Source organism: Sphaerotilus microaerophilus, assembly GCF_023734135.1.
GTDB lineage: Bacteria > Pseudomonadota > Gammaproteobacteria > Burkholderiales > Burkholderiaceae_C > Sphaerotilus > Sphaerotilus microaerophilus.
Window position 1 is genome coordinate 2,782,379 of sequence record NZ_AP025730.1, and the last position, 25,851, is coordinate 2,808,229.

23 protein-coding genes and 1 pseudogene are annotated in these 25,851 nt (G+C 64.2%); 10 read left to right on the forward strand and 14 right to left on the reverse strand.

The annotated features are described in order from the left end of the window. Nucleotides 1–79: 79 nt before the first annotated feature. The 6 genes from ubiM to NGK70_RS12110 form a co-directional block, all read right to left on the reverse strand. Complete coding sequence (gene ubiM, locus NGK70_RS12085) at nt 80–1,417, reverse strand: 5-demethoxyubiquinol-8 5-hydroxylase UbiM (RefSeq protein WP_251973451.1); 1,338 nt, start codon at nt 1,415–1,417, stop codon at nt 80–82. A gap of 666 nt (nt 1,418–2,083) precedes the next feature. Then, nucleotides 2,084–2,581, reverse strand: a complete 498-nt coding sequence (locus NGK70_RS12090; protein ID WP_251973452.1) for a hypothetical protein — start codon at nt 2,579–2,581, stop codon at nt 2,084–2,086. 94 nt (nt 2,582–2,675) lie between these two features. Further along, complete coding sequence (locus NGK70_RS12095; RefSeq protein ID WP_251973453.1) at nt 2,676–3,191, reverse strand: hypothetical protein; 516 nt, start codon at nt 3,189–3,191, stop codon at nt 2,676–2,678. Further along, on the reverse strand, nt 3,188–4,183 hold the full coding sequence (locus NGK70_RS12100; protein ID WP_251973454.1) for a hypothetical protein: 996 nt from the start codon (nt 4,181–4,183) through the stop codon (nt 3,188–3,190). The genes NGK70_RS12095 and NGK70_RS12100 overlap by 4 nt, the downstream gene beginning before the upstream one ends. Before the next feature lie 7 nt (nt 4,184–4,190). Continuing rightward, nucleotides 4,191–6,023, reverse strand: a complete 1,833-nt coding sequence (locus NGK70_RS12105; RefSeq protein ID WP_251973455.1) for a GspE/PulE family protein — start codon at nt 6,021–6,023, stop codon at nt 4,191–4,193. A 332-nt stretch (nt 6,024–6,355) separates the two neighbouring features. Continuing rightward, nucleotides 6,356–6,844: a thioesterase family protein gene (locus NGK70_RS12110; RefSeq protein WP_251973456.1), complete on the reverse strand. Its 489-nt coding sequence runs from the start codon at nt 6,842–6,844 to the stop codon at nt 6,356–6,358. A gap of 94 nt (nt 6,845–6,938) precedes the next feature. On the opposite strand from NGK70_RS12110, the gene NGK70_RS12115 reads away from it, so the two are divergent. After that, nucleotides 6,939–7,724 carry an acetyltransferase domain-containing protein gene (locus NGK70_RS12115; protein WP_251973457.1) on the forward strand — a complete coding sequence of 262 codons (786 nt, stop codon included), beginning with the start codon at nt 6,939–6,941 and terminating at the stop codon, nt 7,722–7,724. 131 nt (nt 7,725–7,855) lie between these two features. On the opposite strand, the gene NGK70_RS12120 is transcribed toward NGK70_RS12115, so the two are convergent. The 3 genes from NGK70_RS12120 to NGK70_RS12130 all read right to left on the reverse strand — a co-directional run bounded on the left by NGK70_RS12120 (nt 7,856) and on the right by NGK70_RS12130 (nt 9,731). Beyond that, entirely contained in the window at nt 7,856–8,659 is an 804-nt protein-coding gene (locus tag NGK70_RS12120) for a peptidylprolyl isomerase (protein WP_251973458.1), read from the reverse strand. Nucleotides 8,660–8,817: 158 nt separating this feature from the next. Next, entirely contained in the window at nt 8,818–9,111 is a 294-nt protein-coding gene (locus NGK70_RS12125; RefSeq protein WP_251973459.1) for a BolA family protein, read from the reverse strand. Then, nucleotides 9,108–9,731, reverse strand: a complete 624-nt coding sequence (locus NGK70_RS12130) for a septation protein A (RefSeq protein ID WP_251973460.1) — start codon at nt 9,729–9,731, stop codon at nt 9,108–9,110. Before NGK70_RS12130 ends, NGK70_RS12125 begins: the two co-directional genes overlap by 4 nt. Nucleotides 9,732–10,255: 524 nt before the next feature. Between NGK70_RS12130 and NGK70_RS12135 the strand changes: the two genes are divergently transcribed. From NGK70_RS12135 to NGK70_RS12160, 6 genes are all read left to right on the forward strand, one after another. Then, nucleotides 10,256–11,905, forward strand: a complete 1,650-nt coding sequence (locus tag NGK70_RS12135) for a 3-(methylthio)propionyl-CoA ligase (RefSeq protein WP_310742602.1) — start codon at nt 10,256–10,258, stop codon at nt 11,903–11,905. Between the two features lie 289 nt (nt 11,906–12,194). Then, the gene (locus NGK70_RS12140; RefSeq protein WP_251973461.1) at nt 12,195–13,433 is read left to right on the forward strand and encodes a branched-chain amino acid ABC transporter substrate-binding protein; all 1,239 of its coding nucleotides are present in this window, start codon (nt 12,195–12,197) and stop codon (nt 13,431–13,433) included. Between the two features lie 166 nt (nt 13,434–13,599). Beyond that, nucleotides 13,600–14,562, forward strand: coding sequence for a branched-chain amino acid ABC transporter permease (locus tag NGK70_RS12145; protein WP_428985613.1), 963 nt, complete (start codon nt 13,600–13,602; stop codon nt 14,560–14,562). Nucleotides 14,563–14,564: 2 nt separating this feature from the next. After that, the gene (locus NGK70_RS12150) at nt 14,565–15,878 is read left to right on the forward strand and encodes a branched-chain amino acid ABC transporter permease (RefSeq protein ID WP_251973463.1); all 1,314 of its coding nucleotides are present in this window, start codon (nt 14,565–14,567) and stop codon (nt 15,876–15,878) included. After that, nucleotides 15,875–16,678 (forward strand): ABC transporter ATP-binding protein, encoded by an 804-nt coding sequence (locus NGK70_RS12155; protein ID WP_251973464.1) that lies wholly within the window; start codon nt 15,875–15,877, stop codon nt 16,676–16,678. Before NGK70_RS12150 ends, NGK70_RS12155 begins: the two co-directional genes overlap by 4 nt. A gap of 17 nt (nt 16,679–16,695) precedes the next feature. Continuing rightward, nucleotides 16,696–17,406 carry an ABC transporter ATP-binding protein gene (locus NGK70_RS12160; protein ID WP_251973465.1) on the forward strand — a complete coding sequence of 237 codons (711 nt, stop codon included), beginning with the start codon at nt 16,696–16,698 and terminating at the stop codon, nt 17,404–17,406. A gap of 48 nt (nt 17,407–17,454) precedes the next feature. Here the strand turns inward: NGK70_RS12160 and NGK70_RS12165 are convergent, their stop codons facing one another. From NGK70_RS12165 to NGK70_RS12170, 3 genes and pseudogenes are all read right to left on the reverse strand, one after another. After that, nucleotides 17,455–18,042, reverse strand: a complete 588-nt coding sequence (locus NGK70_RS12165) for a hypothetical protein (RefSeq protein ID WP_256490854.1) — start codon at nt 18,040–18,042, stop codon at nt 17,455–17,457. Beyond that, nucleotides 18,040–18,153: pseudogene (locus NGK70_RS26385) on the reverse strand (hypothetical protein); the annotation flags it as partial. The pseudogene NGK70_RS26385 and the gene NGK70_RS12165, both read right to left, overlap by 3 nt. A gap of 83 nt (nt 18,154–18,236) precedes the next feature. After that, nucleotides 18,237–19,250, reverse strand: a complete 1,014-nt coding sequence (locus tag NGK70_RS12170) for an IS701 family transposase (RefSeq protein ID WP_251969112.1) — start codon at nt 19,248–19,250, stop codon at nt 18,237–18,239. Between the two features lie 262 nt (nt 19,251–19,512). Here NGK70_RS12170 and NGK70_RS12175 point away from each other — a divergent pair, with 262 nt between their 5' ends. Further along, nucleotides 19,513–20,586 (forward strand): IS630 family transposase, encoded by a 1,074-nt coding sequence (locus NGK70_RS12175; RefSeq protein ID WP_251973467.1) that lies wholly within the window; start codon nt 19,513–19,515, stop codon nt 20,584–20,586. On the opposite strand, the gene NGK70_RS12180 is transcribed toward NGK70_RS12175, so the two are convergent. Continuing rightward, nucleotides 20,548–21,558 (reverse strand): hypothetical protein, encoded by a 1,011-nt coding sequence (locus NGK70_RS12180; RefSeq protein ID WP_251973468.1) that lies wholly within the window; start codon nt 21,556–21,558, stop codon nt 20,548–20,550. The two genes, NGK70_RS12175 and NGK70_RS12180, sit on opposite strands and share 39 nt — an antisense overlap. A gap of 179 nt (nt 21,559–21,737) precedes the next feature. On the opposite strand from NGK70_RS12180, the gene NGK70_RS12185 reads away from it, so the two are divergent. Next, nucleotides 21,738–22,775 carry an IS630 family transposase gene (locus tag NGK70_RS12185; protein ID WP_251971881.1) on the forward strand — a complete coding sequence of 346 codons (1,038 nt, stop codon included), beginning with the start codon at nt 21,738–21,740 and terminating at the stop codon, nt 22,773–22,775. 214 nt (nt 22,776–22,989) lie between these two features. Here the strand turns inward: NGK70_RS12185 and NGK70_RS12190 are convergent, their stop codons facing one another. Further along, on the reverse strand, nt 22,990–24,459 hold the full coding sequence (locus NGK70_RS12190; protein ID WP_251973469.1) for a hypothetical protein: 1,470 nt from the start codon (nt 24,457–24,459) through the stop codon (nt 22,990–22,992). A gap of 213 nt (nt 24,460–24,672) precedes the next feature. Here NGK70_RS12190 and NGK70_RS12195 point away from each other — a divergent pair, with 213 nt between their 5' ends. Further along, nucleotides 24,673–25,761 carry a helix-turn-helix transcriptional regulator gene (locus NGK70_RS12195; RefSeq protein ID WP_251973470.1) on the forward strand — a complete coding sequence of 363 codons (1,089 nt, stop codon included), beginning with the start codon at nt 24,673–24,675 and terminating at the stop codon, nt 25,759–25,761. Nucleotides 25,762–25,851: the final 90 nt, after the last annotated feature.

A 25,851-nucleotide genomic window follows, 5' to 3' on the forward strand; every position in this document is an offset into this window, starting at 1 on the left:
GAGTCCATCCGCACCGCCAAGGGGGCGGGCACCCGAGGTGCCACGCCCGCCCGCGCAGCGCGGTCGGAGGCGACGCCGGTCAGCGCGGTGCCGACGGGCGGCCCGGCAAGGCCGGCAGCGCCGACAGCAGCTTGCGCAGGTCCGGCAGCCAGCCCGGGCGCTGGCCGGTGAGCTGGCGGGTGATGGCGTCCTTGACCGGCGGCAGGTGGTCGGATACCGCCAGCACCGCCTGGCGCACCAGCTTGGCGGGCGGCCGGTCGTCGGTGAACAGGCCCACGACCAGGTTCGTGCCCAGGTAGATCGGCAGCGTCACACGGCGGTGTTCCAGCTCGAAGGGCGCCAGCGTCGCCGTCACGCCCAGGTCGCGGCCGGCGCGGCGGGCGCGGTCGAGCTGCTGGGCCAGCACCTCGATGCCGTAGAGGCCGAAGTTGTAGCCATGCGCCGTCACAGGGTGCATGCCCACGGCGGCGTCCCCGATCAGCGCCACGCGGTGGGTGGCGAAGCGGTGCGCGTACACCGCCACCAGCGGGTAGGCGTGGCGCTCGCCCACCATCTGCATGGTGCCCAGCTGGTAGCCGAACTGCTCGGCCACGCGCCCGGCAAATTCTTCGGGCGAGAGCGCCATCCAGGCTTCCGCCTCGCTGGACTTCACGGTGACCACGGCCGACACCTGGCGGTGATTCATCGGCAGGATGGCCAGCGTGTTGCCCAGCCGGAAGCACTCGTGCGCCGTGCCGTCATGCTCGCGCTCGTGCGAGAAGCGCGCGACGATGACGGTGCGGCCGAAGTCGCGCGAGTTCGCGCCAATGCCCAGGCGGCGGCGCGTGGTGGAGAAGCGGCTGTCCGCGGCCACCAGCAGCGGCGCGTGCAGGGTCAGCTCGCTGCGGCCACCTTCGGCTGCGGGCAGGTCCAGGACCACCTCGGCGCGCTCGGCAGCGGTGCTGGCTTGGCGGATCGTGGCGCCGCAGAGCAGCCGCACCGCGGCACCGCGGGCCTTGGCGCCTTCGTAAGCGACCTTGCGCAGCCAGTGGTTGGGCACCAGGAAGCCCAGCGCTTCGCAGTTCGCCTGCTCGGCATCGAAGCGCAGGAAGCGCGGCGAGTTGGCGTTGCTCACGTGGGCCGCGCGGATGGGGGCGATCTCGCCTTCCGGCAGCCGCTGCCACAGGCCCAGGCCCTGCATTACGCTGCGGGCGCGGTGGGTGAGGGCGATGTCGCGGCCGTCGGGCTGCGGGGCGGCGATGCGGGCCTCGTCCTGCTGCTCCAGCACGGTGACGCTCAGGCCGATGTCGGCCAGCGCGCAGGCCAGCGCCAGGCCGGCGGGTCCGGCGCCGACGATCAGCACGTCCTGTTCTGGCGTGGGCGTGGGCGCGGCCTGAGAGAGGGCGGCTGCAGGCTGCGAGGCGGCGGGAACGGACATGGTGGTGAGCAGATGAAGTCAGGTGGGCGCGATTGTGGCAACCCGCGTGGTACCCGGAGGGGGGGCGATTCAGGCAGAACCGGCAGAACGTCTGCAAGCCTAGCGAGCCTGGTCAGGCCTGGGCTTGACTGGGGTCAGTCCGTGGCGGCTGTGACGACCGATGGATCCGGCGAAAGAGGACCGCATTGCCCGTTGTATGTTGTTGTTATGCAACTTTATGGTGTGCTTCGGAGTGCCTGGATCTTCCTCTGCTCGGTGTGCAGAAGGAGAGTCGGTTGGGTTCAATTGGTCATTGAAGGCTGATGATCGTGCAACTTGGACTGGGTTTTCTGAGAAATACGGCGTGAACCGGAGCGGTTGAGTACGGCACTGCGACGGTCATTTGTTGCCAGGTAGCCGCCTAAACATGGGAAAGTCACCCATCAATTCCTTGGGTCCATGGGAAATCGTGAAGTAATTCATGGATACTACATCCTGTAACGAATGTTGCAGATCCGGGAGCAGATGGTGCGCCCTGAGCCTGTGGCGTTTGTGGCTGTGTGTTGCCCCTGGGAGGGCACCGCCGTCAGTCCCCCGCACCGAGTCATCCTCGTGATGACTTGGGCCTTTGCCCGGCTTCGGCCGGGCATTTTTTTGCCCGCGCACAGGCCGATCCGGCGAACGCGCTCAGGGTGCGGTGCCGGGCTGGCGGAAGGTCAGTTGCAGGCTGGCGTCAAGGTCGCCTCGCGCGGTCGATGCCGTGCGGTCCAGCGACAGCAGCTCGATGCGGGTGCCGGGAAGCGCTGCCGGAAGTTCGGCCATGAAGGCTTCGAGGTGTTCGGGGCGTCCCTGCAGGGTGAGCTGGAGCCGACCCGGCCGAGCAGGTGCTGCCGGCAGCTGTTTGCTGCGCAGCCAGCGCACCTGGTGGCGCTGTGCAAGCGCGAGCAGGCGCGCCAGTTCCTGCCCCTGTCCTGGCCCCTGTTCCGGGTGCTGCTCCTGTCCTGCCGGTTCGACGGCCACCCGGCCAGCGGGCGGGCCCATCAGCGTCACCGCCAGGCTGCCCGCCAGGCAAAGCAGGCCCAACCAACCGGGCCAGCCCAGGTGTTCACGCCCGGACTGCAGGCAGCGCCGCAGCGCAGCGGGGACCCGTCGGGCGGGGGGCGGGGGTGAGGGAATCAGCGGCACGGCCGGGGTTGTACTGCATTGGCGGCTTCCCGGTCTGCTGTCCCGCAGGCCGGGCGCGCCAAGCGACCCGTCCTGGCTGGCTTGCAGGCCGTTGTCAGCCCGGGCTGCTGCCCGTGCGCCAGAGCGCCTGGACCTCGAAGTGCACCTGGGGGGTGGTGCCCGCGGCGCCGGGGGTGCCCGGCGCAGCTGGCATGGCTGGACGCCACTCATGGTGCAGCAGGGTGACCTGTGCCAGCCGCGGGTCGGCCTCCAGCTGGCGCAGCCAGGCCAGCATCCCCGCGAGGTCAGCGGCCTGTGCCTGCAGTCGCAGCCGGGGCGGATCGCCCAGCGGCTGCAGCGCCAGCAGGATCACCGCGCCGTGGCCGTGGTCGGCTTCGAGGGCGAAGAGCCGTTCCCAGGGCGGTCCCGCCGGGGGGGCGGGGCCCGCCGGCGGCGGGGCCTCGCCCGCAGCCTGACCTGAGGTTTGACCTGGAGCCGCCGGGCCCACCCGTGGCGCCTTGAGCGCCAATGCCATGCCCAGCGCGAGTGCACCCAGCCCCAGCAGGCACCAGCCGGCCCTGCGGCGCGGCGGGACCCGCGCCAGAAAGTCGAGGCGCGGCAGGCGCTTCATGGTCCTCGGTGTGAACCCGCCTCGGCCGCGGTGTGCCAGGGCGTGCCATGCCATGCGTCCATTCCGGCGCCGTCCAATCCCTCGCCCATGCCCTCGACCACCTCCGGCAGCGGCAGGGGGGTGGCCACCGGGCTGTCGGCTCCCGCCTGGCTGCGCAACGCGGCGGTGGAGAAGGCGAGGGTGGCGGGCAGCTGCACCGTGTCCGCCCAGGCCCGCTGGGCGCCGGACGGCGGGTGGGCCATGGCCCGGGTGCCGATGCCGCCCAGGGGCGGGCGGAACAGGCCGGGCAGGTCGCGGCCATCCCAGACGTAGCGGCACAGCGCCTTGCTCTCGGGCAGCAGGTAGATGACGCACTGGTGGCCCACGCTGGCCTCGGCGGCTGCCGCGCGGATGAAGGCGCGCAGGCGTTGCTCCAGCGAATCGGGCAGGTCGGCGTCGAAGCGCTCCCAGGCCAGCGCGATCGGCAGGCCCTCGCGCAGGCGCACCAGCGAGACGCCCTCGTCGCGCAGCAGGGCGATCACCGCGTCGTCCTCGCGGATCTGGCCGGCGAGCTGGCGCAGGTCCTCGATCAACGCGGCGTGCAGGTGCGTCAGCCGCACGCCGACCTGCGCCATCGCGGCGCTCCAGGCCTGCAGGTCGTGCTCGGCCACCGCCGCGGCCAGCCAGCGCCGGCTGGCGCTCGATCCACCCAGGGGCATGACCTGCACCCGCAGGTCGCTGCGCTCCAGCACGTCGGTGAAACGCAGCTGGGCCTGCTCGCGGGCGGCCTGCGGCGAGAGGCCTTCGTCCAGCAGGGCGTAGTAGACGTATTCGTCGGCCACCGTCAGGCGCGCCACCGTGGGCAGGGACTCGATCTCGGTCAGGCGCAGGGCCTGCAGGGCGGCGCTGAGGGCGGCGGCGCCAGCGCCGGTGCCATCGGCCACCGCGGCGGGGCGAGGGCGCCAGCCGCGCCCGCTCATCTCGACGTGGCAGCTGCCCATGCGCAGCTCCATGCGCAACTCATTCCTGAACCGCAGTGACACGATTCGCTTCCTCCAGGGTGGTGAGGCCGCTGCTGACCAGCTCCAGTGCCGCCTCGCGCAGGGTGGTCAGGCCGTGGCGTTCGGCGGCTTCGCGCTGGGCGGCGGGCGAGGCCCGCTGCGCGATCAGGCCCTTGAGCTCCAGGTCCAGCGTCAGCACCTGGGCGATGGCCTGGCGGCCCAGGTAGCCGGTGCCGCGGCAGGCCGGGCAGCCCAGGCCGCGATGAAAGCTCCAGCCCTCTTCCAGCACCGCGCGCGGCAGGCCGCTGGCAGCCAACAGGGCCGGGTCGGGCTCGAACGGCTCGGCGCAGTGCGGGCAGACCTTGCGCAGCAGCCGCTGGGCGATCACGCCGTTGAGCGCTGCCGTCAGGTCGTAGGGGTCCACGCCCAGGGTGGTCAGCCGGCCGATGGCCTCGAAGGCCTGGCTGGCGCGCACCCCGGCGAACAGGCGCTGCCCGCCCAGGGCGGCCTGCACCGCCAGGCGGGCGGTTTCCACGTCGCGCAACTCGCCGAGCATGATGCGGTCCGCGTCGTGGCGCAGCGCGGCGCGCAGGGCGTGGGTCCAGCCCAGGCCGTGGGCGTCGTCCACCGCGATCTGCAGGGCGTCGGGCAGCGGGGCCTCGATCGGGTCCTCGATGGTGATGAGCCGGTCGCTGCCCGGCGGTTGCTCGCCCAGCAGGCCGTAGAGCGTGCTGGTCTTGCCGCTGCCAGGCGGGCCGGTGACGATCAGCAGGCCGTGCGGGATGCGCGCCATGCGGCGCATCGCCCCCGCCACCAGCGGGTCGAAGCCCAGGCTGGCCACGTCCAGGCAGCCGCCCTGGGCGAGCGAATGGCGGTCCAGGATGCGCAGGACGGCGTCCTCGCCATGGCGGCTGGGCAGGATGGACAGGCGCGCCTCGACCTCGCGGTCCTCGTGGGCCAGCTGCACCCGGCCGTCCTGGGCGCCACGCTGCGGGGCGAGGTCCAGGTCGGCCAGCAGCTTCAGGCGGCGCATGACCCGCGCGGCAAAGTCGCGCCCGTCGGCGCCATTGACCACCTGCAGCACGCCGTCGATGCGGTAGCGCACCAGCAGGCCGTCGGGCGTACTGGCCAGGTGCACGTCGCTGGCCGAGGCCGCCAGCGCCTCGTCCAGGACCTGGGAGACGAAGCGCCGCGCGGGGGCGTCATCGGTCGGCACCGTCTCGATACGCGGCGGCGCGGCGACCGGCGGGGGCGGTGCCATGGCCGAAGGCCGGTCCGCGGACCGGTCGACGGGTGCCAGCGCCAAGGTGGGTGGGGTTGCAGGCATACCCGGGGGCTTGAGCGACGCCGCCGCCACGTCTGGCACCGGCTCCGGCGCAGAGCCGGGGGCCGGGGTGGCCGATGCGAGGCGGTCGTAGAAGTCCAGCACCTCGTCGGCGGGTGCCACGTACCAGCGCGTTCTGGGCCGGCCGGCCGCGCGCAGGCGGGCTTCCAGCCAGAGCCGGGTGGTCCGGTCGAAGGGGTCGGCCAGCACCAGGCCGACCAGCGGCTCGTCGCCCCGCAGGGCGATGCACAGGCGCTGGCGCCCCTCGGCCAGCGGCACGAGGCCGAGGTCGGCCAGCTCGGGGCGCACCCAGGCCAGCTTGCCGGGCAGCATGCCGCTGGCGCTGCCGAGCCATTGGTGGAAGGCGGCGTCACGCACGGGTGCGTGGGCGTCGGGGCTCAGGCGCGTCTCGGCGCGAAAACGCTGCAGCAGCCGCTGCACCACGGCGACGGCCTGCTCTCGGGCATGGTCGACCACGGCGGCCGGTCCGGGCGGCGCAGGGGTCGGTACGGCAGGGGCAGCGGACATGGGTGGGAGGTGGGTTCGGCTCGTCGGTCGGACCCGGCGGTGCGTGCGCGCTGGCTCATGGCGCCAACCCGCTGCCACGGCCGGCCGGGACTGGCTCCGATTAGGCCGCAGGCGCATCGCGGCGGCCTTCCCGCGGCCACGGGCTGCCCGGCCCTCCAACGTGGGTCGGCGTTCCTGCGAATGAAGGGTCGGTGGCGCGGCATCCAGGCATGATCCGTGAAGTATTTCACAGTCAATGCAGGACGCCGTGGCTGCCGTGTTGCGGGCGTAACCAGCGGTCAGGCGCTCGCTTCGGCGCGACGCCGCGCCTGGCGGAGCCGCTGCGGCCCGGTTCAGCTGACGATGTAGGCGCCGCTGCCGGTGGCCACGAGGGTGCCGGTGTCGTTGACCAGCCGCATGTGGATCGTTGCCACGCGGCCCCCGAGGCGCACGATCTCGGCGCTGGCGATGAAGTGGCTGCCCAGCCCGGGGCGCAGGTAGTCGATGCGCAGGTCGATGGTGCCGATGCGGGCGAAGCGGTGCATCACCTGCTCGGCCGTCTCGTGGGCGTGCTTCTCGGCCAGGGCGAGCATCACCGCATTGCCGCCGGTGGCGTCCAGCGCCGCGGAGATCACCCCGCCGTGCAGGCGCCCGTAGAGGTAGTGGCCCACCAGCTCGGGCCGCATCGAGAAGCGCATGCGGAAGTCGTGCGGATCCATCGACTCGATGCTCAGCCCGAGCACTTCATTGAAGCAGATGCGCCGCTCGAAGAGGTCGGACAGTTCGGCGTGCACGCGCTCCTGTTCTTCGGCGCTGCGACGGGGCAGGTGGGCAGTGGTCATGGGCAGGCGGCTTGGATGCAGCAGGGGGGGGTGACAGATGTTACGTTGCGCTGCCCCGACCGGGCCGGCCGATCGCGTCGGTTATCTTTGCGCGATGCCTGAACGAGCGCGCAAAGTCGATCTGCCGATTGCCCCTCCTGAACGACTCACACCGAGCCGCGGGGCTCGCTTCGACCGGCTCGACGCGCTGCGCGGTGCGGCGATGCTGTGGATGACGGGGTTCCACGCCTGCTTCGACCTGAATCTGCAGGGCCTGATCGGGCGGCAGAACTTCTACCAGGACCCGTTCTGGACGGTGCAGCGCATGCTGATCCTGTCGCTCTTCCTGGCCTGCGCTGGGGCCGGGCAGGCGGTGGCGCAGCGCCAGGGTGTGCCGTGGCCGCGTTTCTGGCGGCGCTGGTCGCAGGTGGCGCTATGCGCGCTGGCGGTGTCGCTTGGGTCCTGGTGGATGTTCGGACCGCGTTGGATCAGCTTCGGCGTGCTGCACGCACTGGCACTGATGACGCTGCTGGCGCGCCTGCTGGCTGTGCGGGGTGCGCCCTGGCTGATCGCGCTGGCGCTGGCGCTGGCCTGCCTGCTGCTGCCGCTGGGGTGGTCGCACGAAGTATTTGACAGCCGCTGGACCGACTGGATCGGCCTGGTGACCCACAAGCCACCCACCGAGGACTACGTGCCGCTGCTGCCGTGGTTCGGTGTGCTGCTTGGCGGGCTGCTCGCCATGCACCAGGCGCTGCGCCGCTGGCCGGCGGTGGTCAGCGGGGCGCTGCCACGTCCTCTTCAGCCGCTGGCGCTGCTGGGGCGCTGGTCGCTGACCTACTACATGCTGCACCAGCCGGTGCTGCTGGGGCTGATCGGCGCCTGGGTGGCGTTGCGCAGCTGAACGCCACGAGGCGCCGCGGCAGGCTCACCTGGATCTGGCCGATTCACGCCTGATCCGGCCATGAAAAAGGGCGCCGGAGGCGCCCTGGTCGCTGCCACGGACCGCACCTGCTGGCGCGATCCCGGTCTGGCTCACTGGCCGAACTTGTAGTCGGTCTTGGCTTTGGCCTTCAGCTCTTCCTGGAACTTGGCCATCTTCTGCTGCTCCAGGCGCTGGCGCAGCTGGGCCTTGATGTCTTCCAGCGGCGGGAACTGGGCTTCACGCACGTCTTCGAGCTGGATGATGTGGTAGCCGAACTGGCTCTTCACCGGCTCTTCGGTGAACTTGCCCTTTTCCAGCTTGGTCATGGCCTGGGAGAACTCGGGCACGTAGTTGCCCGGTGCGGCCCAGTCCAGGTCGCCGCCGTTCTGGGCCGAGCCCGGGTCCTTGGAGGAGGCCTTGGCCAGGTCCTCGAACTTGGCGCCGCCCTTGATCTTGGCGACCAGGGCCTTGGCCTCGTCTTCCTTCTCGACCAGGATGTGGCGGGCGCGGTATTCCTTGCCGCTGTTCTGGCCCTTGAGCTTGTCGTACTCGGCCTTGAGCTGCTCGTCGGTGACCGGGTTCTTCTTCTGGTAGCTGGTGAACAGCTCGCGGATCAGCAGGCTCTGGCGGGCCAGGTCCATCTGCTGCTTGTACTCGTCGCTTCGCTGCACGCCAGCGCGCTCGGCTTCCTGCACGAAGATCTCGCGCAGCACCAGCTCATCCTTCACTTGGCGCTCCAGATCCGGCGTGCGCGGCTGGTTGCCCTGCTTGGTGATCTGCGTCATCAGGGTATCGAAGCGAGCCTTGGGCACTGCCTTGCCATTGACGATGGCAATGTTCTGCGCGGCCGCCAGGCTCGGCAGCAGCGCGGCCGACAGGGCAACGGCAGACACGGCAATCTGAAGCTTCTTCATGGAGGGGGAAACCTTTCAGCAGGGCGGTCCGGCTGGCATGCACCGCGAGGGGGCCGGGCCGGGATCAGGTTGATTCGGCCGAGGCAGCGCTGGCTGTCGGCCGACTGGGGAAACAGCTGCAGGTCGCTCCGGGGAATCCAGCGAGGGGCGGTAGCGCCTCAGGGAACTTCGGCGATGATCGCCAAAGCGTGGATTCCTCTACGGATCTGAGCTGAAAGGGCATCATACACGAGGCGATGTCGGGCCACCCGGCTCAGTCCGGCGAAGGCCGTGGAGCAGATTTCGACCCGCATGTGGCTGCCTTCGGCCGCTCCGGCGTGGCCGGCATGCTGCTGGCTTTCGTCGATCACGGCGAGCCGGACCGGCTCGAAGCGCGCTTGCAGGAGGGCCTCGATCTGCGTCGCGCTGGGTCGTTCGGCGAGCGGAACCTGGCGGGAGGTGGTCGCGCTCATTGGTCCTCGACCTTCAGGTGGCGGGTCAGGTAGAAGCCCTGCGCGAGCATGAAGACGAACATCAGCCCCATGCCACCAAAGAGCTTGAAGTTGACCCAGGTGGCGGTCTCGAAGTTGAAGGCCACCCAGAGGTTGAGCACGCCCATGAAGGCGAAGAACAGCACCCAGGCCCAGTTCAGGCGCTTCCAGGCGAACTCGGGCAGTTCGACCTGTTCGCCCAGCAGGATCCGCAGCAGGTTCTTGCCGGCCAGCAGCGGGCTGAGCAGGAAGGCCGCCGACATCACCCAGTAGAGCACCGTGGGCTTCCACTTGATGAAGGCCTCGCTGTGGAAATAGATGGTGGCGCCGCCCAGCACCGTCACCAGCGCCAGGCTGACCCAGAGCATGGTGTCCACCTTCTGGCGCCGCGCCTTGAGGTACAGCACCTGCGCCAGCGTGGCGGCGATGACCACGACCGTGGCCAGCAGCACCGGGGCCTCCTTGGGGCCGACCACGCCGCCCGAGACCATGAAACCGAACCAGTCGGAGGCGAGGCGGGCCGCCTCGTCCGCGCGCTTCTCCGCCGCGTTGAACGTGAGGAAGAACAGGACGATGGGCAGGAAATCGAGCAGCAGCTTCATCGGTGCAGAGGCAGGGCGGTGCGCGGTGGGCGCAGGGGAGGTGCGAGGGATGTGCAGGCGGCCCGCGCCGGTGGCGCACGGACAGCGGCCGGATTATGCGGGCGGCCCCCGGGGTAACCCGCGCTGACCATCCCTGCTTCGGGTGGGGTGGTGGCTGCGCGGCTGTCGAATGTTCCCGCTGGCGCAAGGAAATGTGGCCCCGGTGGAGGCGCTCAGGCCGTTGCGACACAGCCGCCGTCACGTCGGTGACAGCCTGGGCGGCAGGCGGCCGGTGGCGGTTGACCCAACGCATGGGCCGGTCATCGGCACCGTGCCACAGTGCACCGGGTTCGTGCACGGCGCGTCGACGCGAGGCCCTCCCCATCGCCACCGCGCGGGGCCCTGCAACGGTCGCCTGCAAGACAGTTCCTCCGGGAAAGATGCTAGGGGGCGGGTGGGGCGCGGCTCCTATAGTGACCGCCGCCTTGGCGCGCCGCGCCGCCGTGATCCCGGGATCCCTGATTCCATTGGAAGGAGTGATACGAATGAGCAGCCTGATGGGCCAGATGATGCGCATGCCGATGTTGATCTCGTCGCTGCTGGTGCATGCGGCCAGGCACAGCGCGGACACGGAGATCGTGTCCAAGCGCGTGGAGGGCGATGTCCATCGCTATACCTACAAGGACGCCGAGCTGCGCTCGCGCAAGCTCGCCCAGGCCTTCGCCCGGCTGGGCTGCGTGGCCGGCGACCGGGTGGCCACGCTGGCCTGGAACGGCTACCGGCACTTCGAGATCTACTACGGCGCGTCCGGCTCCGAGCTGGTCTGCCACACCATCAACCCGCGCCTGTTTCCCGAGCAGATCGCCTGGATCGCCGGCGATGCGGCCGACAAGGTGCTGTGCTTCGACCTCAACTTCCTGCCGCTGATCGAGAAGCTGGCCCCCGCGATGCCCTGCATCCAGCACTACGTGCTGATGACCGACCGGGCGCACATGCCCGAGGCGTCGAAGATCTCCAACCTGCTGTGCTACGAGGAACTGATCGAGGCCGAGAACGGAAACTATGCCTGGCCCGAGTTCGACGAGAACACCGCGTCGAGCATCTGCTACACCTCCGGCACCACGGGCAACCCGAAGGGCGCCGTGTACAGCCACCGCTCCTCGGTGCTGCATGCCTACGCTGCGGCGCTGCCGGATGCGATGTGCTGCGCCTCGTCGGACACCATCCTGCCGGTGGTGCCGATGTTCCACGTCAACGCCTGGGGCCTGCCGTACAGTGCGCCGCTGGTGGGCGCGCGGCTGGTGTTCCCGGGGCCGCATCTGGACGGCAAGTCGCTGCACGAGCTGTTCGAGAACGAACGCGTGACCTTCTCGGCCGGCGTTCCCACGGTGTGGCTGGGCGTCATCAACCACATGAAGAACAACGGCCTGAAGCTGTCCACGCTGCGCCGCACGGTGATCGGCGGCTCGGCCTGCCCGCCAGCGATGATGCGCACGCTGGAGGACGACTTCAACGTCGAGGTGATCCATGCCTGGGGCATGACCGAGCTGTCGCCGCTGGGCACGCTGTCCAAGCTCAAGGCCAAGCACGCCGACCTGCCGGCGGTGGACAAGCACCGCCTGCTGGAAAAGCAGGGCCGCTCGATCTACGGCATCGACATGTGCATCGTCGGCAACGACGGCAACGAACTGCCCTGGGATGGCCGGGCCAGTGGCGACCTGCTGGTGCGTGGCGGCTGGGTGATCTCCAGCTACTTCAACAAGGCCGACGAGTCGCCGCTGCGCGAGTTGAACGGCCAGGCCTGGTTCCCGACCGGCGACGTGGCCACCATCGACGCCGATGGCTTCATGCAGATCACCGACCGCAGCAAGGACGTGATCAAGTCCGGTGGCGAGTGGATCAGCTCGATCGACCTGGAGAACGTCGCGATGGCGCACCCGGCGGTGATGGAGGCCGCCGCGATCTCCTGCCATCACCCCAAGTGGGACGAGCGCCCGCTGCTGGTGGTGGTGCGCCGCCCGGGCAAGGAGCTCACCCGCGAGGAGATGCTGGCCTTCTACGACGGGCGCATCGCCAAGTGGCAGATTCCCGACGACGTGGTGTTCGTGGACGACATCCCCCACACCGCCACCGGCAAGATGCTCAAGGCCAAGCTGCGCGAGCAGTTCAAGGACCACAAGCTGCCGGGCGCCTGAGCCGGCCCTGTCCGGTGCTCGCCCCACGTGGGCGAGCATCCGGCGCGTCAAGCCGGGTTGGTGCTCCTCGGGGTGCGTTGGATCGGCTGTTTTCGAGGCCGGGGAGAGGCTGCGCTCGCACGGGCGGCGGCCCTTTTGGGCGTGGCGTTGAGGTGGTCGGAGGGGCGGCTCGACGGGTTTGTCCCTCGTGCGACAGACCCGTCGGGTAGTCCCTGAAGGCAGATCGCCGGTGCTCCGTTACCGTCCTGTCCATTCGATTTGCACCCCACCTCGACTCAGGAGACTCCGCATGAAGCTGGTTCGCAAACCCCTCGTGATGGCCGCCACCGCGGCGCTGCTGCTGGCCGCAGGATCGGCCCAGGCGCAGAAGGGCGAGACGGTCAAGATCGCCTGGATCGACCCGCTCAGCGGCCTGATGGCCCCGGTGGGCCAGAACCAGGTCAAGACCTTCCAGTTCCTGGCCGAGCACTTCAACAAGAGCAACCCGGCCGGCGTGAAGTTCGAGATCATCCCGATCGACAACAAGCTCAGCCCGGCCGAGAGCCTGAACGCACTGAAGGCAGCGATCGACCAGGGCGCGCGCTTCATCACCCAGGGCAACGGCTCCAGCGTCGCGCTGGCGCTGGTGGATGCGGTCAACAAGCACAACGAACGCAACCCCGGCAAGGAGGTGATCTACCTCAACCACGCCGCGGTGGACCCCGACCTGACCAACAGCAAGTGCAGCTACTGGCACTTCCGCTTCGACGCCGACACCTCCATGAAGATGGAGGCGCTGACCACCTTCATGAAGGATCAGGCCGACGTCAAGAAGGTCTACCTGATCAACCAGAACTACTCGCACGGTCACCAGGTCAGCAAGTTTGCGAAGGAGATCATGGCCCGCAAGCGCCCGGACGTCCAGTTCGTTGGCGATGACCTGCACCCGCTGGCCCAGGTCAAGGACTTCGCTCCCTACGTGGCCAAGATCAAGGCGTCGGGTGCCGACACCGTGATCACCGGCAACTGGGGCTCCGACCTGACGCTGCTGATCAAGGCGGCCAACGACGCCGGCCTGAACGTCAAGTTCTACACCTACTACGCCTCGGTGAGTGGTGCGCCCACGGCCATTGGCGCGGCCGGCGCTGGCCGCGTCTACATGGTGGCCTACGGCCACTCGAACATGCCTGGCGCGTTCGGCAAGCTCAGCGACGAGTTCAAGGCCAAGTTCAACGACGACCTGTACACCCAGGACGTGTATAACGAACTGCTGGCCGTGTCCGAGGCCATGGCCAAGGCCAAGTCCACCGACCCGGTCAAGGTGGCGGCGGCCATGGAGGGGCTGAAGTTCAAGGGCTTCAACGGCGAGGTCGAGATCCGCAAGGCCGACCACCAGATGCAGCAGGGCCTGTTCATCTCGGTGTGGCAGAAGACCGACGCCAAGAATAAGTACAGCGTCGAGAACACCGGCTACACCTTTGCGCCGGTCAAGGCCTACGACGCGTACGTGGCCAGCACGCCCACCTCCTGCCAGATGAAGCGCCCTTGAGCGCTGCAGGCATGCCGGCGCCGCAGCCGGCCGGGTGATCCCCAGGCCCGGAGGAACGCGATCCGCCGGGCCTTTTCTTTGCAGCACGACAGCGAGCCGACCTACCCACGTGGACCAGATCCTCATCAACCTGCTCAACGGCATCAGCTCCGGCCTGCTGCTGTTCATGCTCAGCTCAGGCCTGACGCTGATCTTCAGCATGATGGGCGTGCTGAACTTTGCCCACGCCAGCTTCTACATGGTGGGCGCCTATGCGGCCTATACCCTGACCGGTGTCATCGGCTTCACGGCTTCGCTGGTCGTCTCGCCGCTGCTGGTGGGGGCGCTGGGGGCGCTGTTCGAGCGCACCGCGCTGCGGCGGGTGCACAAGTTCGGCCACGTGCCGGAGCTGCTCATCACCTTCGGCCTGAGCTACGTGGTCGGCGAGGTGGTGGCGCTGGTCTGGGGACGCTCGCCTTTGACCTTTGATCCGCCCCTCTGGCTGCAGGGGCCGGCCTTCACCATCGTGCAGTCGGCCGTGCGTGGCCTCTCGGTGGTGGCCGGTGCGGCGCCGGCGGAGCTGTGCAGCGGCGTGGGCGATGCCTGCACCCGCTTCCCGATGACGCGCGCCTTCATGGCCCTGGTGGCGCTGGGCATGCTGGCCTCGCTGTGGCTGCTGCTCACCCGCACCCGCATCGGCCTGGTGATCCAGGCGGCGCTGACCCACCCGGAAATGGCCGAGGCCCTGGGCCACAACGTGCCGCGGGTGTTCATGCTGGTGTTCGGCAGCGGCTGTGCGCTGGCGGGCCTGGCGGGCGTGATCGGTGGCGTCACCTTCGTCACCGAGCCCAACATGGCCAACATCGGCCCGATCATCTTTGCGGTGATCGTCATTGGCGGCATGGGCTCGCTCTCCGGCGCCTTCGTCGGCTCGCTGGTGGTGGGCCTGTTGCAGACGCTGCCGCTGACGGTGGATGCCAACGGGGTGGATGTGTTCCGCCACCTCGGCCTGGCCATCGGCCCGGACAGCCCGCTGTTCCCGTTGCTGCGCATCAAGCTGTCCGAAACGGCCCAGATCCTGCCCTACCTGATGCTGGTGCTGATCCTGATCTTCCGGCCCAAGGGTCTGCTGGGCACCCGGGAGTCCTGACCATGCACCACACCAGCGAAAACCAGCCGAACTTCCATTTCAAGCCCTGGAACGTCGGCCGCATCCTGATCTGGGGGCTGTATGCGCTGGTGCTGCTGGTGGCGCCGCTGCTGTGGACCAGCAGCTTCGCCCAGACCATGCTCAGCCAGATGGGCATCGCCATCATCGTCTGCCTGGCCTACAACATCCTGCTGGGGCAGGGCGGCATGCTCAGCTTCGGGCATGCGGTCTACAGCGGCCTGGGCAGCTTCCTGGCCATCCACGCGCTCAACAAGGTGGGTGCCGGCTCGCTGGGCCTGCCGGTCAGCCTGGTGCCGCTGGTGGGCGGCCTGGGCGGCCTGTTGTTCGCCGCGCTGCTGGGCTACGTCTCGACCAAGAAGGCTGGCACCACCTTCGCGATGATCACGCTGGGCGTGAGCGAGCTGGTCTGGTCGATGTCGCTGATGCTGCCCGAGTTCTTCGGCGGCGAGGGCGGCGTCTCGGCCAACCGGGTGGTGGGCGAGAAGGTGCTGGGCATCAGCTTCGGGCCGCAGATCCAGGTCTACTACCTGATCGCGATCTACTGCTTCATCTGCACGGCGGCCATGTTCGCGCTCACGCGCACCCCGCTGGGGCGCATCCTCAACGCCGTGCGCGACAACCCCGAGCGCGTCGAGTTCATCGGCTACAGCACCCGGCGGGTGCGCTACCTCGCCTTCATGATCTCCGGCTTCTTCGCCGGCATCTCCGGCGGCCTGGCGGCGGTGAACTTCGAGATCGTTACCGCCGAGGTGGTCGGCGCTGCGCGCTCAGGCGCCTACCTGCTGTTCGTGTTCCTGGGCGGCGCCACCTTCTTCTTCGGGCCCATCCTGGGCGCCGTGCTGATGGTCATCGCGCTGGTGCTGCTGTCGGAGCTGACCAAGGCCTGGCTGCTGTACCTGGGCCTGGTCTTCCTGCTGATGGTGATGTACGCGCCGGGCGGGCTGGCCAGCCTGCTGATGATGAACCTGCGCCTGGCCGCCTTCGGCAAGCTGCGCCGCCTCTGGGTGGCCTACCTGGCGCTCGGTGGCATCGGGCTGGCGGCCCTGACGGGCGTGGCCGCGATGATCGAGATGCTCTACCACATGCAGCTCAACGCCGCGCTGGGCCCGCAGCTCAAGTTCATGGGTGCGCAGCTGAACACCCACGGGGTGGACAGCTGGGCCGGTGCCATCTTCCTCACCCTGACCGGCGCGGCGCTGTTCGAGCTGACGCGCCGGCATTTCCAGGCCCAGTGGGGCGAGATCCAGGAAGACATCGAGAAGGAAATCAAGCGCCGGGAGGCGATTTCGACATGACTGTGGCACAGCAGAAATCCTCGTCCGAGTTCGCCCTCGAACTCGTCGATGTGCGCAAGAGCTTCGGCAAGACCGAGATCATCCGCGGCGCCAACCTCAAGGTGAAGCCCGGCGAGCGCGTGGCCATCATCGGCCCCAACGGCGCCGGCAAGAGCACCCTGTTCAACCTCATCAGCGGGCGCTTTGGCATCAGCAGTGGCGAGATCCGCCTGGGCGGCGCACGCATCGACGGCCTGCAGCCCTACGAGATCAACCGCCGCGGGTTGGCGCGCAGCTTCCAGGTCAGCAACCTGTTCTCGCGCCTGTCGGTGTTCGAGAACATCCGTTGCGCGGTGCTCTGGTCGCAGGGCCACCGCTACGCGTTCTGGAAGTTCCTGGCCGACCTGCACGACGCCAATGACCGTGCCGAGGAAATCGTCGAGGCGGTAGGGCTCGACAAGCGCCGCGACCACCTGGCCGTCAACCTCACCTACGCCGAGCAGCGTGCGCTGGAGATCGGCATCACCATCGCCGGCGGTTCGTCCGTCATCCTGCTCGACGAGCCCACCGCCGGCATGAGCAAGAGCGAGACCAAGCGCTTCATCCAGCTCATCCGCCAGGTGACCGAGGGCCGCACCTTGCTCACGGTGGAGCACGACATGGGCGTGGTCTTCGGGCTGGCCGACCGCATCGCGGTGCTGGTCTACGGCGAGGTCATCGCCTTCGACACCCCCGAGGCGGTGCGCGCCAACCCGCGCGTGCAGGAGGCCTACCTCGGCTCGGTGCTCGCCGATCAGCAGGCGGCCCAGGCCGGTCACTGAAGGAGGCCACAGGCACCATGCTCAAACTCGACCAACTGCACGCCTTCTACGGCAAGAGCCACGTGCTGCACGGCGTGAGCTTCGAGGTCCCGCCCGGCGAGATCGTCGCCCTGCTGGGCCGCAACGGCTCCGGGCGCTCCACCACCGTCAAGGCCATCATGGGCCTGGTGGACGGCAAGGGCAGCATCCGCTGGAAGGACGAGGAGATCCTCGACCGCAAGGCCTTCGAGATCGCCCACCGCGGCATCGGCTACGTGCCCGAGAACCGCGACATCTTCCCCAAGCTCACGGTGCACCAGAACCTGATGCTGGGCGAGAAGAAGAGCAGGAGGGGCAGCGGCAAGGACCAGCCGCGCTGGAGCTTCGACGACATATACGCGATGTTCCCGCGCCTGAAGGAGCGCCAGCACACCGAGGCCGGCGTGCTCTCCGGCGGCGAGCAGCAGATGCTCACGCTCTGCCGCACGCTGATGGGCGACCCTGAGCTGATCATGATCGACGAGCCCACCGAGGGCCTCGCCCCCAAGATCGTCGAACTGGTGGGTGAGTACCTGCGCGAACTCAAACGCCGCGGCCTGGCCGTGCTGCTGGTGGAGCAGAAGCTGACCATCGCCCTCGAAGTCGCCGACCGCTGCCTCGTCATGGGCCACGGGCGCATCGTTTTCGAGGGCACCCCCGCTGAACTACGGGCCAACAGCTACATCCGCAAGGAGTGGCTGGAGGTGTGAGGGCAGGCCGCTTCGTCCTGGGGGTTGGGGGGTAGGTGTGAAGACTCATTAAGGTACATAAGCACTGATACGAAGCAATGAATAACCCTGGGTCTGAAGTTCTGCTTGCTGTTTGTCAAAGTCAGCCCGAGTCCAGCCCCATACCGTAGGTCTTTCCTCATTGTTCTTACACCAAATTGCGTTGAAATGTTCTCGACCATTTGGTAGAACAAAAGTATTCAGTTCTTCAAGACGAAAACCTTGAGCCTGTAGTTCTTCCTGGTGTTTATCAAAATCATCCCGAGCCCAGCCCCATACCGCAGGTTTTTCCTCATTGCTCTTACACCAAATTGCATTGAAATGTTCGCGGCCATTTGGTAGAACAAAAGCATTCAGTTCTTCAAGACGAAAACCTTGAGCCTGTAGTTCTTCCTGGTGTTTATCAAAATCATTCCGAGCCCAGCCCCATACCGCGGGTCTTTCTTCGTTGTTTTTGCACCAAATTGCATTGAAATGTTCGCGGCCATTTGGTAGAACAAAAGCATTCAGCTTCTTTAGACGGAAACCTTGAGTCTGTAGTTCATTTTGACGCTTATCGAAATCATCCCGAGCCCAGCCCCATACGGCAGACCTTTCCTCATCGTTCTTACACCAAATTGCATTGAACTGTTCACTACCATTTGGCAAAACAAAAGTATTCAGCTCGTCAAGAAGATAACCTTGTGACAGTAGTTTCTGTTGCTGCCGATCAAAGTCCTCTCTGGCTAAGCCCCATACGGCAGGTCTCTTATTTAGGACTTACGCAGGGTCACTTCAGCTAGCGCAATGATTCGCCATTTCGACTCAATATGTCAGATGGGTGCCATGCGAATGGTTGGTGACCGAAGTTCCTTCTTGAGGAATTCCGAGAGGATTCCCTTCTTCAGGCTGTAGATGTTTGTCTTCAGCGCTTTGGCCGTCTCGCAGAGGTGGACCCAGGCCAATATCGCGCAGGCGATGTGATTCTTCTGTGACCGGGCCATTCTGCACTGACATTTTTCGATGCCAAGAACCTGCTTGATCTCCCTGTGGTACTGCTCAATCTTCCAGCGCACGGCACACATCTCATGCGTATCGTCCGTCGAATCTTGAGATAGGTCGTTTGTCACAACCCAGTCCGTGCGATTGGTATCAACCACAACCCGGAACAGTTTCAGCTTGATGTCACTGGGAAACTTGAACAGTTTGACGTGTTTGCCATGCACATGTTCTTGGGCACTCCACTGCAGCGTACTGACCGCCTTGTAGGGCTGCTGGCCTTGGCTGTCGTCAACCTTGCGATTGCTCTTGAGCGGGCAGTAGAAGTGCTTGCCCGCCCGGTGGATGTGCTTCATCAGATCCATGGTGGCGTACCAGGAGTCCATCAGCACGGTGCGAAAGGGCAGCTTCTTGTGCGCCATGGCATTGTCGAACATCTCCTGGACATGATCCAGCTTGGACTTGCCGTCTTCGTCAGGCGCATAGATGCGCCAGTCGATGATCCAGTAGTGGCCGGTCTTGATGTTCACGTACAGGCAGTTGACCACCCCAATGCCCTTGATCAGGCCGTGGGCGTTGCCGCTGTACTGTTTGCGCACCAGCTCGATTTTGTGCGAGTGGTTCTTGTCCAGAACGCTGTCATCGAAAACCAGGCAGGCATCGTCGTCAAATTCGATGTTTCGTCGGGCCAGATTCCAGACATCGGCCGGGCTGATATTGGCAGCCTGCAAGTAGCGATTTATGGCGTCATGAGAAAACCTCTGATGGTGATCCGCAAAATAGGTCTGCGTGTAGTTGATTTGTGTGGATATCAGAAATTGGCAGTAGTCTCGGCTCGTGGGTTTCATGGTGAATATATTATCACAAATACCACGAAATCGGCGCCGATATATTAAATAATCTAGTTTGATTTAAACGTTTGCGTAAGTCCTATTATTGGTACTTTTGTGCCAAATGGCATTAAAGCGTTCGGATGTGTTCGCCATAACAGTGTGCTGGCGATTGCCTTCGCGAAGAGCATTGCGCATCCGTCGCGCTTGGTCCGAAGAGAAGTGCTGATTAAAGTTTATTAACCTGGCAATTAAATACAAATGTTAGTATAATGTTTGCATGAATAAGCCTACTGACGCCCGTTCACTTTCAGAAGAATCCCTGGAGTTGCTGCGCCGGCAGGCGCACCGACTGCGTCAGGACGGGCGGGTATGGTCCGAGATTGCCCAGATCGTTGGAGTCCACCAAAGCACGCTCATGAGTTGGGCACGGCGTTTCAATGTGGGCGGTGAAAAGGCGCCAACGAATGTGAGTTCGGCGCGGCGCGGGCGCCGTGTGGGTGAAAAGCGCACGATCAGCCTGCTCGATGAGATGGCCCTGCGCGATCAGATCGTCGGGGGCAATCCAGATCAGATGTCGTTGCCGTTCGCGTTGTGGACGCGCAAGGCGGTGCAGGAGGCCATCAAGCTCAAGTTGGGCATCGACATGCCCATTCGCACCGTGGGCGAGTATCTGCGGCGTTGGGGTTTCACGCCTCAGAGGCCCGCCAAACGGGCCGTCGAGCAGCGCAGCGAGCTGGTGCAGCAATGGATGCAGGTGGACTACCCCGCGCTGGTGCGTCGGGCCAAGGCTGAAGCAGGCGAGATCTACTGGGGCGATGAGACGGCCATCCGCCAGGACACCGCCTGGGTGCGCGGCTACGCCCCGGCCGGGCAGACCCCGGTGCTGCGGCATGCCGCGCGCTGGACCAGCATCACCATGATCTCGGCGCTGACCAACCAGGGACTGCTGAAGTTCGCCTTCCACGACGGCGCGATCAACCAGGATCGATTCATCGAGTTCCTCGCTGCGCTCGTGGCCGACAGTGCCGGCAAGAAGGTCTTCCTGATCGTGGACAACCTTCGGGTTCACCGGGCCAAGGCCGTCACGCAATGGCTCGAAGGCAAGGAGAGGCAAATCGAGGTTCATTACTTGCCGCCGTACTCGCCCGAAGCCAATCCCGACGAGATCCTCAACCGCGACTTGAAGACCGAGTTGCGCATGCGCCCGGCGGCCAAGGATTCCGATGAGCTCAAACGTATTGCTGCGGATTTCATGAAGACACTCGCTGAACTACCCGGAAAGATCAAACGCTACTTCAGGAGCAAGACGGTTTCATATGCGAGCGTCGCCATGAACTGGTCTTATATTTAATTGCCGGGTTAATAAGCAACCTTTAAAGTAGCTCATCACCAAACTTCGGTCCGGGCTATAGCTTACAATTGCTCCATTCTTCAGTGTCAAATTGACTTCACCTATGAGTCCACATCCGTCTCCACCATTGGCAACCCGATTGAGGTAATGCAGTAGTTCGCCGCTGTCATCCGGTGGCGTATCATGAACAACTGCTGTGTCAGCGTTAAGAATATTTAAGACATTTTCTAATGGGATACCGTTTGCAAGTTCGTTATTGAGGACTTCTTTTACTCGCTGGGTTAGGAGTTCGACCTTCTGTTGATCCGTGAGACTTTGATTCCCATTCTCTGAGCTAGTAAGTGATATCTTGTAAAAGGGATGCCACAGATGCAAGTAGTGACCCACTTCGTGCGACAGAAATGTCGCATAGTCTTCGGTGGCGGCATTTGTGGTACCGACATAGGCGGATAATTTCACAAAACTTAAATCCTCCCAGGAGAATCCTCCTCCAGAAGGGTTGGATATTATCCAGTGCTGTTTATTCTCATCAAAAAATCTGCTGGTTCCTTCTGCAAACAATAGAACCATCTTTCCAACATAATTGTTGGCCACTTCATTCCGATGGGCTATCGTAGAATTTGCATTACAAATTTCATCAATTTCGGCTTCGGTGAGAGGAGGGTTCTGTGTTAGTTTCCATTGTTCCGAAGGTGGAATAATGAAATCTTGATTCAATTGTGTGTCGTTGCGAATTTCAAGATCGGCAGTGGCATTAAAAAATAGTTTAATGCCTGTTCCTTCAAAGATCTCGTTCGTATGAAAGATGACTCTGGAAATCGCTTCTCCCAGTTCCGGATAAGCCTGCCCTGTGTGCCCGCTTGAGAGGAGGCCATTATCATTGCGGCAGGCAATAGCTTGAACGTGAACTCGTAGCGGGGGAGCAGGTTGGTCTCGACCGTTTTCGGCATACGCGGAATCTGATTCAATCATCCGTCGTGCGCTGCGTAACGGACGGTTGGAGTCAGTTCTAGCGACGACTCTCAACGCAGTACGTTGCTCGTCGGTCAGTGTTATATATTCCACCCAAGGGTCACGACTGTCATCAGCATAGGTAGGCGCCCCCAAGCTATTAGTTCGGCAACTCTATAGAGCGTGTTATTATATTTATCATGAAACCCCAAGACGCACGCAGTATTTCACCCGACGCCCAGCGTGAAAAGCGCACCGTTGCACTCAACATGCGGACGCAGGGATACACTTTCGTCGAGATAGGGCATGCCGTTGGAGTTCACTCTCGAACGGTGCAGAAATGGTTGGCGCGAGCCGAGATGGACGGGACGGATGCGGCCATCGACGGCAAGCCACGGGGTTATGCGGTGGGCGAGCACCGGCAATTGACTCAAGAGCAGGAATCGCAGATTCGCTCGTACATCACCGATCGAATGCCCGATCAGTTGAAGATGCCCTACGCCCTGTGGACGCGCAAGGCAGTGCGCGACCTGATTCAGGACGTCACCGGCGTGACCATGCCCATTCGCACCGTTGGCCTGTACCTCAGCCGCTGGGGCTACACGCCGCAGCGCCCGCTCAAACGCGCCTACGAACAACGCCCCGCGGAGGTGCAGAAGTGGCTGGAGGTGAGCTACCCGGAAATACAGCAGCGCGCCACGAAGGAAGAGGCGGAGATCTTCTGGGGCGACGAGACTGGCGTGAACTCGCGCAGCCAGCAAGGGCGCAGCTACGCGCCGGTGGGCAAGACCCCAGCGGTGGCGCTGACCGCCAAGCGCTTTGGCATCAACATGATCAGCGCATTCTCCAACCGTGGCGAGTTGCATTTCATGCTCTACCGCGAAACCTTCGATGCAGCCAAATGCACCGAATTCCTTGGGCGCTTGACGCGCTGCAGTACCAAGAAAATCTTCCTCATTTTGGACAACTTGAAGGTGCATCACGCCAAGGATGTCAAGGAATGGGTCGAGGACAACAAGGACAAGATCGAGTTGTTCTTCCTGCCATCGTATTCACCCGAACTCAATCCGGACGAGTATTTGAACGGCGACCTGAAGAACCGGATTGCAGAGAAACCTCAGGCAAGAAACAAAGAAACGCTGGAAAGCAATGTAAAGAGCATCATGACCGACCTTGCGGCCAAACCAGTTCACATTCGTTCATACTTCAGACATCCGAAGATCCGCTACGCGGCTTGATGCGCCCTGTAGAGTTACCGGATTAATAGGTCGCGATGGAAGAAGTCGCAGAACATCAATCAACTGCGACTTCGTAATTTCGCCGTGTAACTTCTTTTGAGTCATGATTTTACGGATTTGATCAAATCGATTCATGGGTTTCTCCAATGGATGATAAGGCTAACTTATCGTAAAGATGCTGAAGGCTGCGGATTGCGGAAACTACGTAACGCCGTCACGTGCCAAACGTAATGTCGACCGCGACAAGATGGCTGTACACGCCATTCGAGAGGTCGGCCGCCAATATGAAACAATCCGAGTATCTATCGTTGTCCTTCTTCTCTCCGAACTTCGGATTCACTGTCGAGTAGTGCGTACCGTCCCAAGATCCTCTGATGGGGCCACAGCCAGCCAGGGTCGTGTAGGTGACGTTGGGTTCGAGTGAGAACGGCAGCGGGAGCTCTGCAGACGTTGAGCTGGCAAAGTTCCACGGGAGGTGCATATGCATTACTCGAATGACCCGTCCGCTGTGGAAGTGGCGCGTGGCCTGCCAGGATCGGCCATCGGCGGCATACTCAAAGGTTGGTGCGCCGAGTGGTCTGCCGTACCGACTTGGCCAGTCGTGCCACGGCTTGGCTGCATCCTCCAAGTCGTCGGAGGTTGCGACGAAGAGTGCGTCGCCCTGGTTTCGCAGGACCATTGCCAGCGCTGCTGCCCACAGGGCACCGGACAGGCTATCGTAGTTGTGCGGATAGGGTGCAATGACCACCAAAGCGTCGACGTCGAGGATGCTGCGGAGTGTGTCGAATTCATCTTTGCTCAGGTTCCCAGGCCCACTTTCCTCGTCTCTGTAGCGGAAAGGGGCTTCGAGATAAATGCCGCTGTGGCGGGTCATACTTTCGAGAAAGCTTTCGCGCAAACCATGTAATTGCGCGGGGTCGTTGGAGTAGTTACTCCAGTATGGGATCGTGCCGAGGTTGAAGACGGACCCGATGCTCACTTCCTGCAATCGTGTCGAGATCGCCGTCATGTGGGCAATGAAGGCTTGGCAGAACCCCACGTCGAGGGCTGAACCGGGTTCTGGCAGCGATAGGCGGTGCATGTTGTCGAAGAACACAAAGTCGGTGTGCCCCGTTGCAGCCTCGACCAACAGCTGATCCTGATATCGAGTGATGTCCCGTGAGTCTGTCGGGTTGACGTACCATCGTCCACATTTACAGTCCGCGTCGAGCAGGTCGTCCTTTCCGGGAGGTGAATGAAGCCCACCCTGCCCCAATGGTGCGATGTCGTGACAGTCGATCGTGTCGCGTGGATAGAGAACCGTAGCCGTGTTGCGGCAGTTCGAGCCGGTCAGGTATCGCCCGATCAGTTGGTGCGGTGATGTCCGGTGGAGCAGGCGACGGAAGTTCCAGTAGGTGCTCTGTTGGTTGTAGAACGTGAAGAAGTCCGGAGAGTGACTGGCGATGAGAGCCTTGTCTTCGCTGGTGAGGGAGTGTGGGTAAATTCCCTCGGGACCGATTTCTGCCAGCACCTCGTCCGAACTTGGTGTTTGGACAGGACAGGTGTAGAACTCCAAAACAATCGGCATCTTCGCGATGTTCTGGAAGGTCGTCTGCTTTATTGCCGCAGACATGAAGCGCGATTGCGTCGTGTCCAAGCGGTGGTCGGACGAGGGCCAATACTTTCGTTGCATGATGACGCTCACTTCCCGTGTCTTCCTAGGATGATGCTGGCAGGCGCTCGGTCTGTGCCGTGAGGCCTTTCGTGGGGTCATGCCGAGCCGACAAGGCAATGCTAGGTGCAGGGGATTCTTGGAAATACCTCCGGTCGGAGGTAAAAGAAGAACTGGATGTCTTGGTCAACGGGGCATCCAATGCTCGTGAACCACAGATGTTACAAAGTGAGTCAGGGGTAACAAATGAATTCATCGACCCGTGCCAAGGCCCGCTTTCGCCAGATCTGCACCCTTGGCCCAGGAGGGCTTGGCTGTATTCCCGATCTTCTGGCGGCGGTACGGGATGTGGTTCCATCCGGTCCGAATGCTTTTCTGGTGGTGGATCAGGACCAGCGTTGTGAATACCTGACCGTTGAGGACTGTCCCGACTCGGTGATGGAGACCTTCCGTTCCGAGTTCGGTGGGGCGATGCAGCCGGATATCGACAACATCACGCGTTTCTTTGCTTTGTGTCAAACCGGTGCGTATTTTGGCTTCGAGGAACGGGCGTCGCCCGGTTTCTATGGGCGGGGGCTCTACCACGAGGCGTGGCGACCGTTGGGGCAGCACCACTCGATGGCGGGCGTGGTGCAACTCGATGGGCGCCTGCGTGGGTTGATGCAGTTGTATCGCGGCAGCAAGGAGCCTGCCTTCTCTGGGCAAGAAGCGAGAGAACTCGGTTGGCTGCTGCCTTTTGTTCCGCGTGTATTGCAGGCCTCACTGAGCCAAGGGCTGCTGCGCGTGGCGGTCACTAGAACTGGATTTGTCTTGCTGGATCGGTCCGGCCGGGTTTCGCATGCTTGCGAGAACAGCAAGCGAATGCTCGGCAACCTGCGTCTCGAGTATTCCTGGAACAACCGTCAGGTGGAGATCGACAACGGGTTGGCGGATCTGGCGACGCGATTGGAGCGGATCGCGGACGGAAGGCCTGCATCGCCTCCGGAAGTCCGCTTTGGCTACTCAGGGGGAGAGGTCCGGTTTCGTGCACACGGTCTGCAGCAGGCGTTGGAGGGGGCAGAGCACGTCATTCTGGCAACCGTCGAGCAGCGCGAATGGGACTCGCTGTGCCTCCTGCGGGGATTGCGGACGCTGCCGCTGTCGTCACGGGAAAGTGATGTGTGCTTCTGGCTTTCGCAGGGAATGACGACGGCGCTCGTCGCCGATCGAATGGGATTGAAGCCCAGTACGGTCAAGGCCTATGCGGACTCGGTGTACGCGAAGCTGGGCGTCTCCAGTCGAGAGGACTTGAGGGCAAGAATCATGTCGGGATCCTTGGGTGATGGACCCTCTTGATCTGCCAGTTGTCTTTGGTAAACAGAAGTCCGGTCGCTGTCATGCGCCGGAGCTGTGCGTGGATGCGCTGCGGGCGTTCCTGGGTGGGCT

What these genes read in the sequence shown, in the direction of transcription:
- NGK70_RS12170 (WP_251969112.1), bottom strand. Translation starts at nt 19,250, where the DNA reads ATGAAACCCACGAGCCGAGACTACTGCCAATTTCTGATATCCACACAA.
- NGK70_RS12155 (WP_251973464.1), top strand. Translation starts at nt 15,875, where the DNA reads ATGACTGTGGCACAGCAGAAATCCTCGTCCGAGTTCGCCCTCGAACTC.
- NGK70_RS12110 (WP_251973456.1), bottom strand. Translation starts at nt 6,844, where the DNA reads ATGACCACTGCCCACCTGCCCCGTCGCAGCGCCGAAGAACAGGAGCGC.
- NGK70_RS12095 (WP_251973453.1), bottom strand. Translation starts at nt 3,191, where the DNA reads ATGAAGCGCCTGCCGCGCCTCGACTTTCTGGCGCGGGTCCCGCCGCGC.
- ubiM (WP_251973451.1), bottom strand. Translation starts at nt 1,417, where the DNA reads ATGTCCGTTCCCGCCGCCTCGCAGCCTGCAGCCGCCCTCTCTCAGGCC.
- NGK70_RS12175 (WP_251973467.1), top strand. Translation starts at nt 19,513, where the DNA reads ATGAATAAGCCTACTGACGCCCGTTCACTTTCAGAAGAATCCCTGGAG.
- NGK70_RS12100 (WP_251973454.1), bottom strand. Translation starts at nt 4,183, where the DNA reads ATGGAGCTGCGCATGGGCAGCTGCCACGTCGAGATGAGCGGGCGCGGC.
- NGK70_RS12140 (WP_251973461.1), top strand. Translation starts at nt 12,195, where the DNA reads ATGAAGCTGGTTCGCAAACCCCTCGTGATGGCCGCCACCGCGGCGCTG.
- NGK70_RS12180 (WP_251973468.1), bottom strand. Translation starts at nt 21,558, where the DNA reads ATGATTGAATCAGATTCCGCGTATGCCGAAAACGGTCGAGACCAACCT.
- NGK70_RS12150 (WP_251973463.1), top strand. Translation starts at nt 14,565, where the DNA reads ATGCACCACACCAGCGAAAACCAGCCGAACTTCCATTTCAAGCCCTGG.
- NGK70_RS12105 (WP_251973455.1), bottom strand. Translation starts at nt 6,023, where the DNA reads ATGTCCGCTGCCCCTGCCGTACCGACCCCTGCGCCGCCCGGACCGGCC.
- NGK70_RS12145 (WP_428985613.1), top strand. Translation starts at nt 13,600, where the DNA reads ATGCTCAGCTCAGGCCTGACGCTGATCTTCAGCATGATGGGCGTGCTG.
- NGK70_RS12120 (WP_251973458.1), bottom strand. Translation starts at nt 8,659, where the DNA reads ATGAAGAAGCTTCAGATTGCCGTGTCTGCCGTTGCCCTGTCGGCCGCG.
- NGK70_RS12185 (WP_251971881.1), top strand. Translation starts at nt 21,738, where the DNA reads ATGAAACCCCAAGACGCACGCAGTATTTCACCCGACGCCCAGCGTGAA.
- NGK70_RS12125 (WP_251973459.1), bottom strand. Translation starts at nt 9,111, where the DNA reads ATGAGCGCGACCACCTCCCGCCAGGTTCCGCTCGCCGAACGACCCAGC.
- NGK70_RS12135 (WP_310742602.1), top strand. Translation starts at nt 10,256, where the DNA reads ATGAGCAGCCTGATGGGCCAGATGATGCGCATGCCGATGTTGATCTCG.
- NGK70_RS12160 (WP_251973465.1), top strand. Translation starts at nt 16,696, where the DNA reads ATGCTCAAACTCGACCAACTGCACGCCTTCTACGGCAAGAGCCACGTG.
- NGK70_RS12195 (WP_251973470.1), top strand. Translation starts at nt 24,673, where the DNA reads ATGAATTCATCGACCCGTGCCAAGGCCCGCTTTCGCCAGATCTGCACC.
- NGK70_RS12130 (WP_251973460.1), bottom strand. Translation starts at nt 9,731, where the DNA reads ATGAAGCTGCTGCTCGATTTCCTGCCCATCGTCCTGTTCTTCCTCACG.
- NGK70_RS12115 (WP_251973457.1), top strand. Translation starts at nt 6,939, where the DNA reads ATGCCTGAACGAGCGCGCAAAGTCGATCTGCCGATTGCCCCTCCTGAA.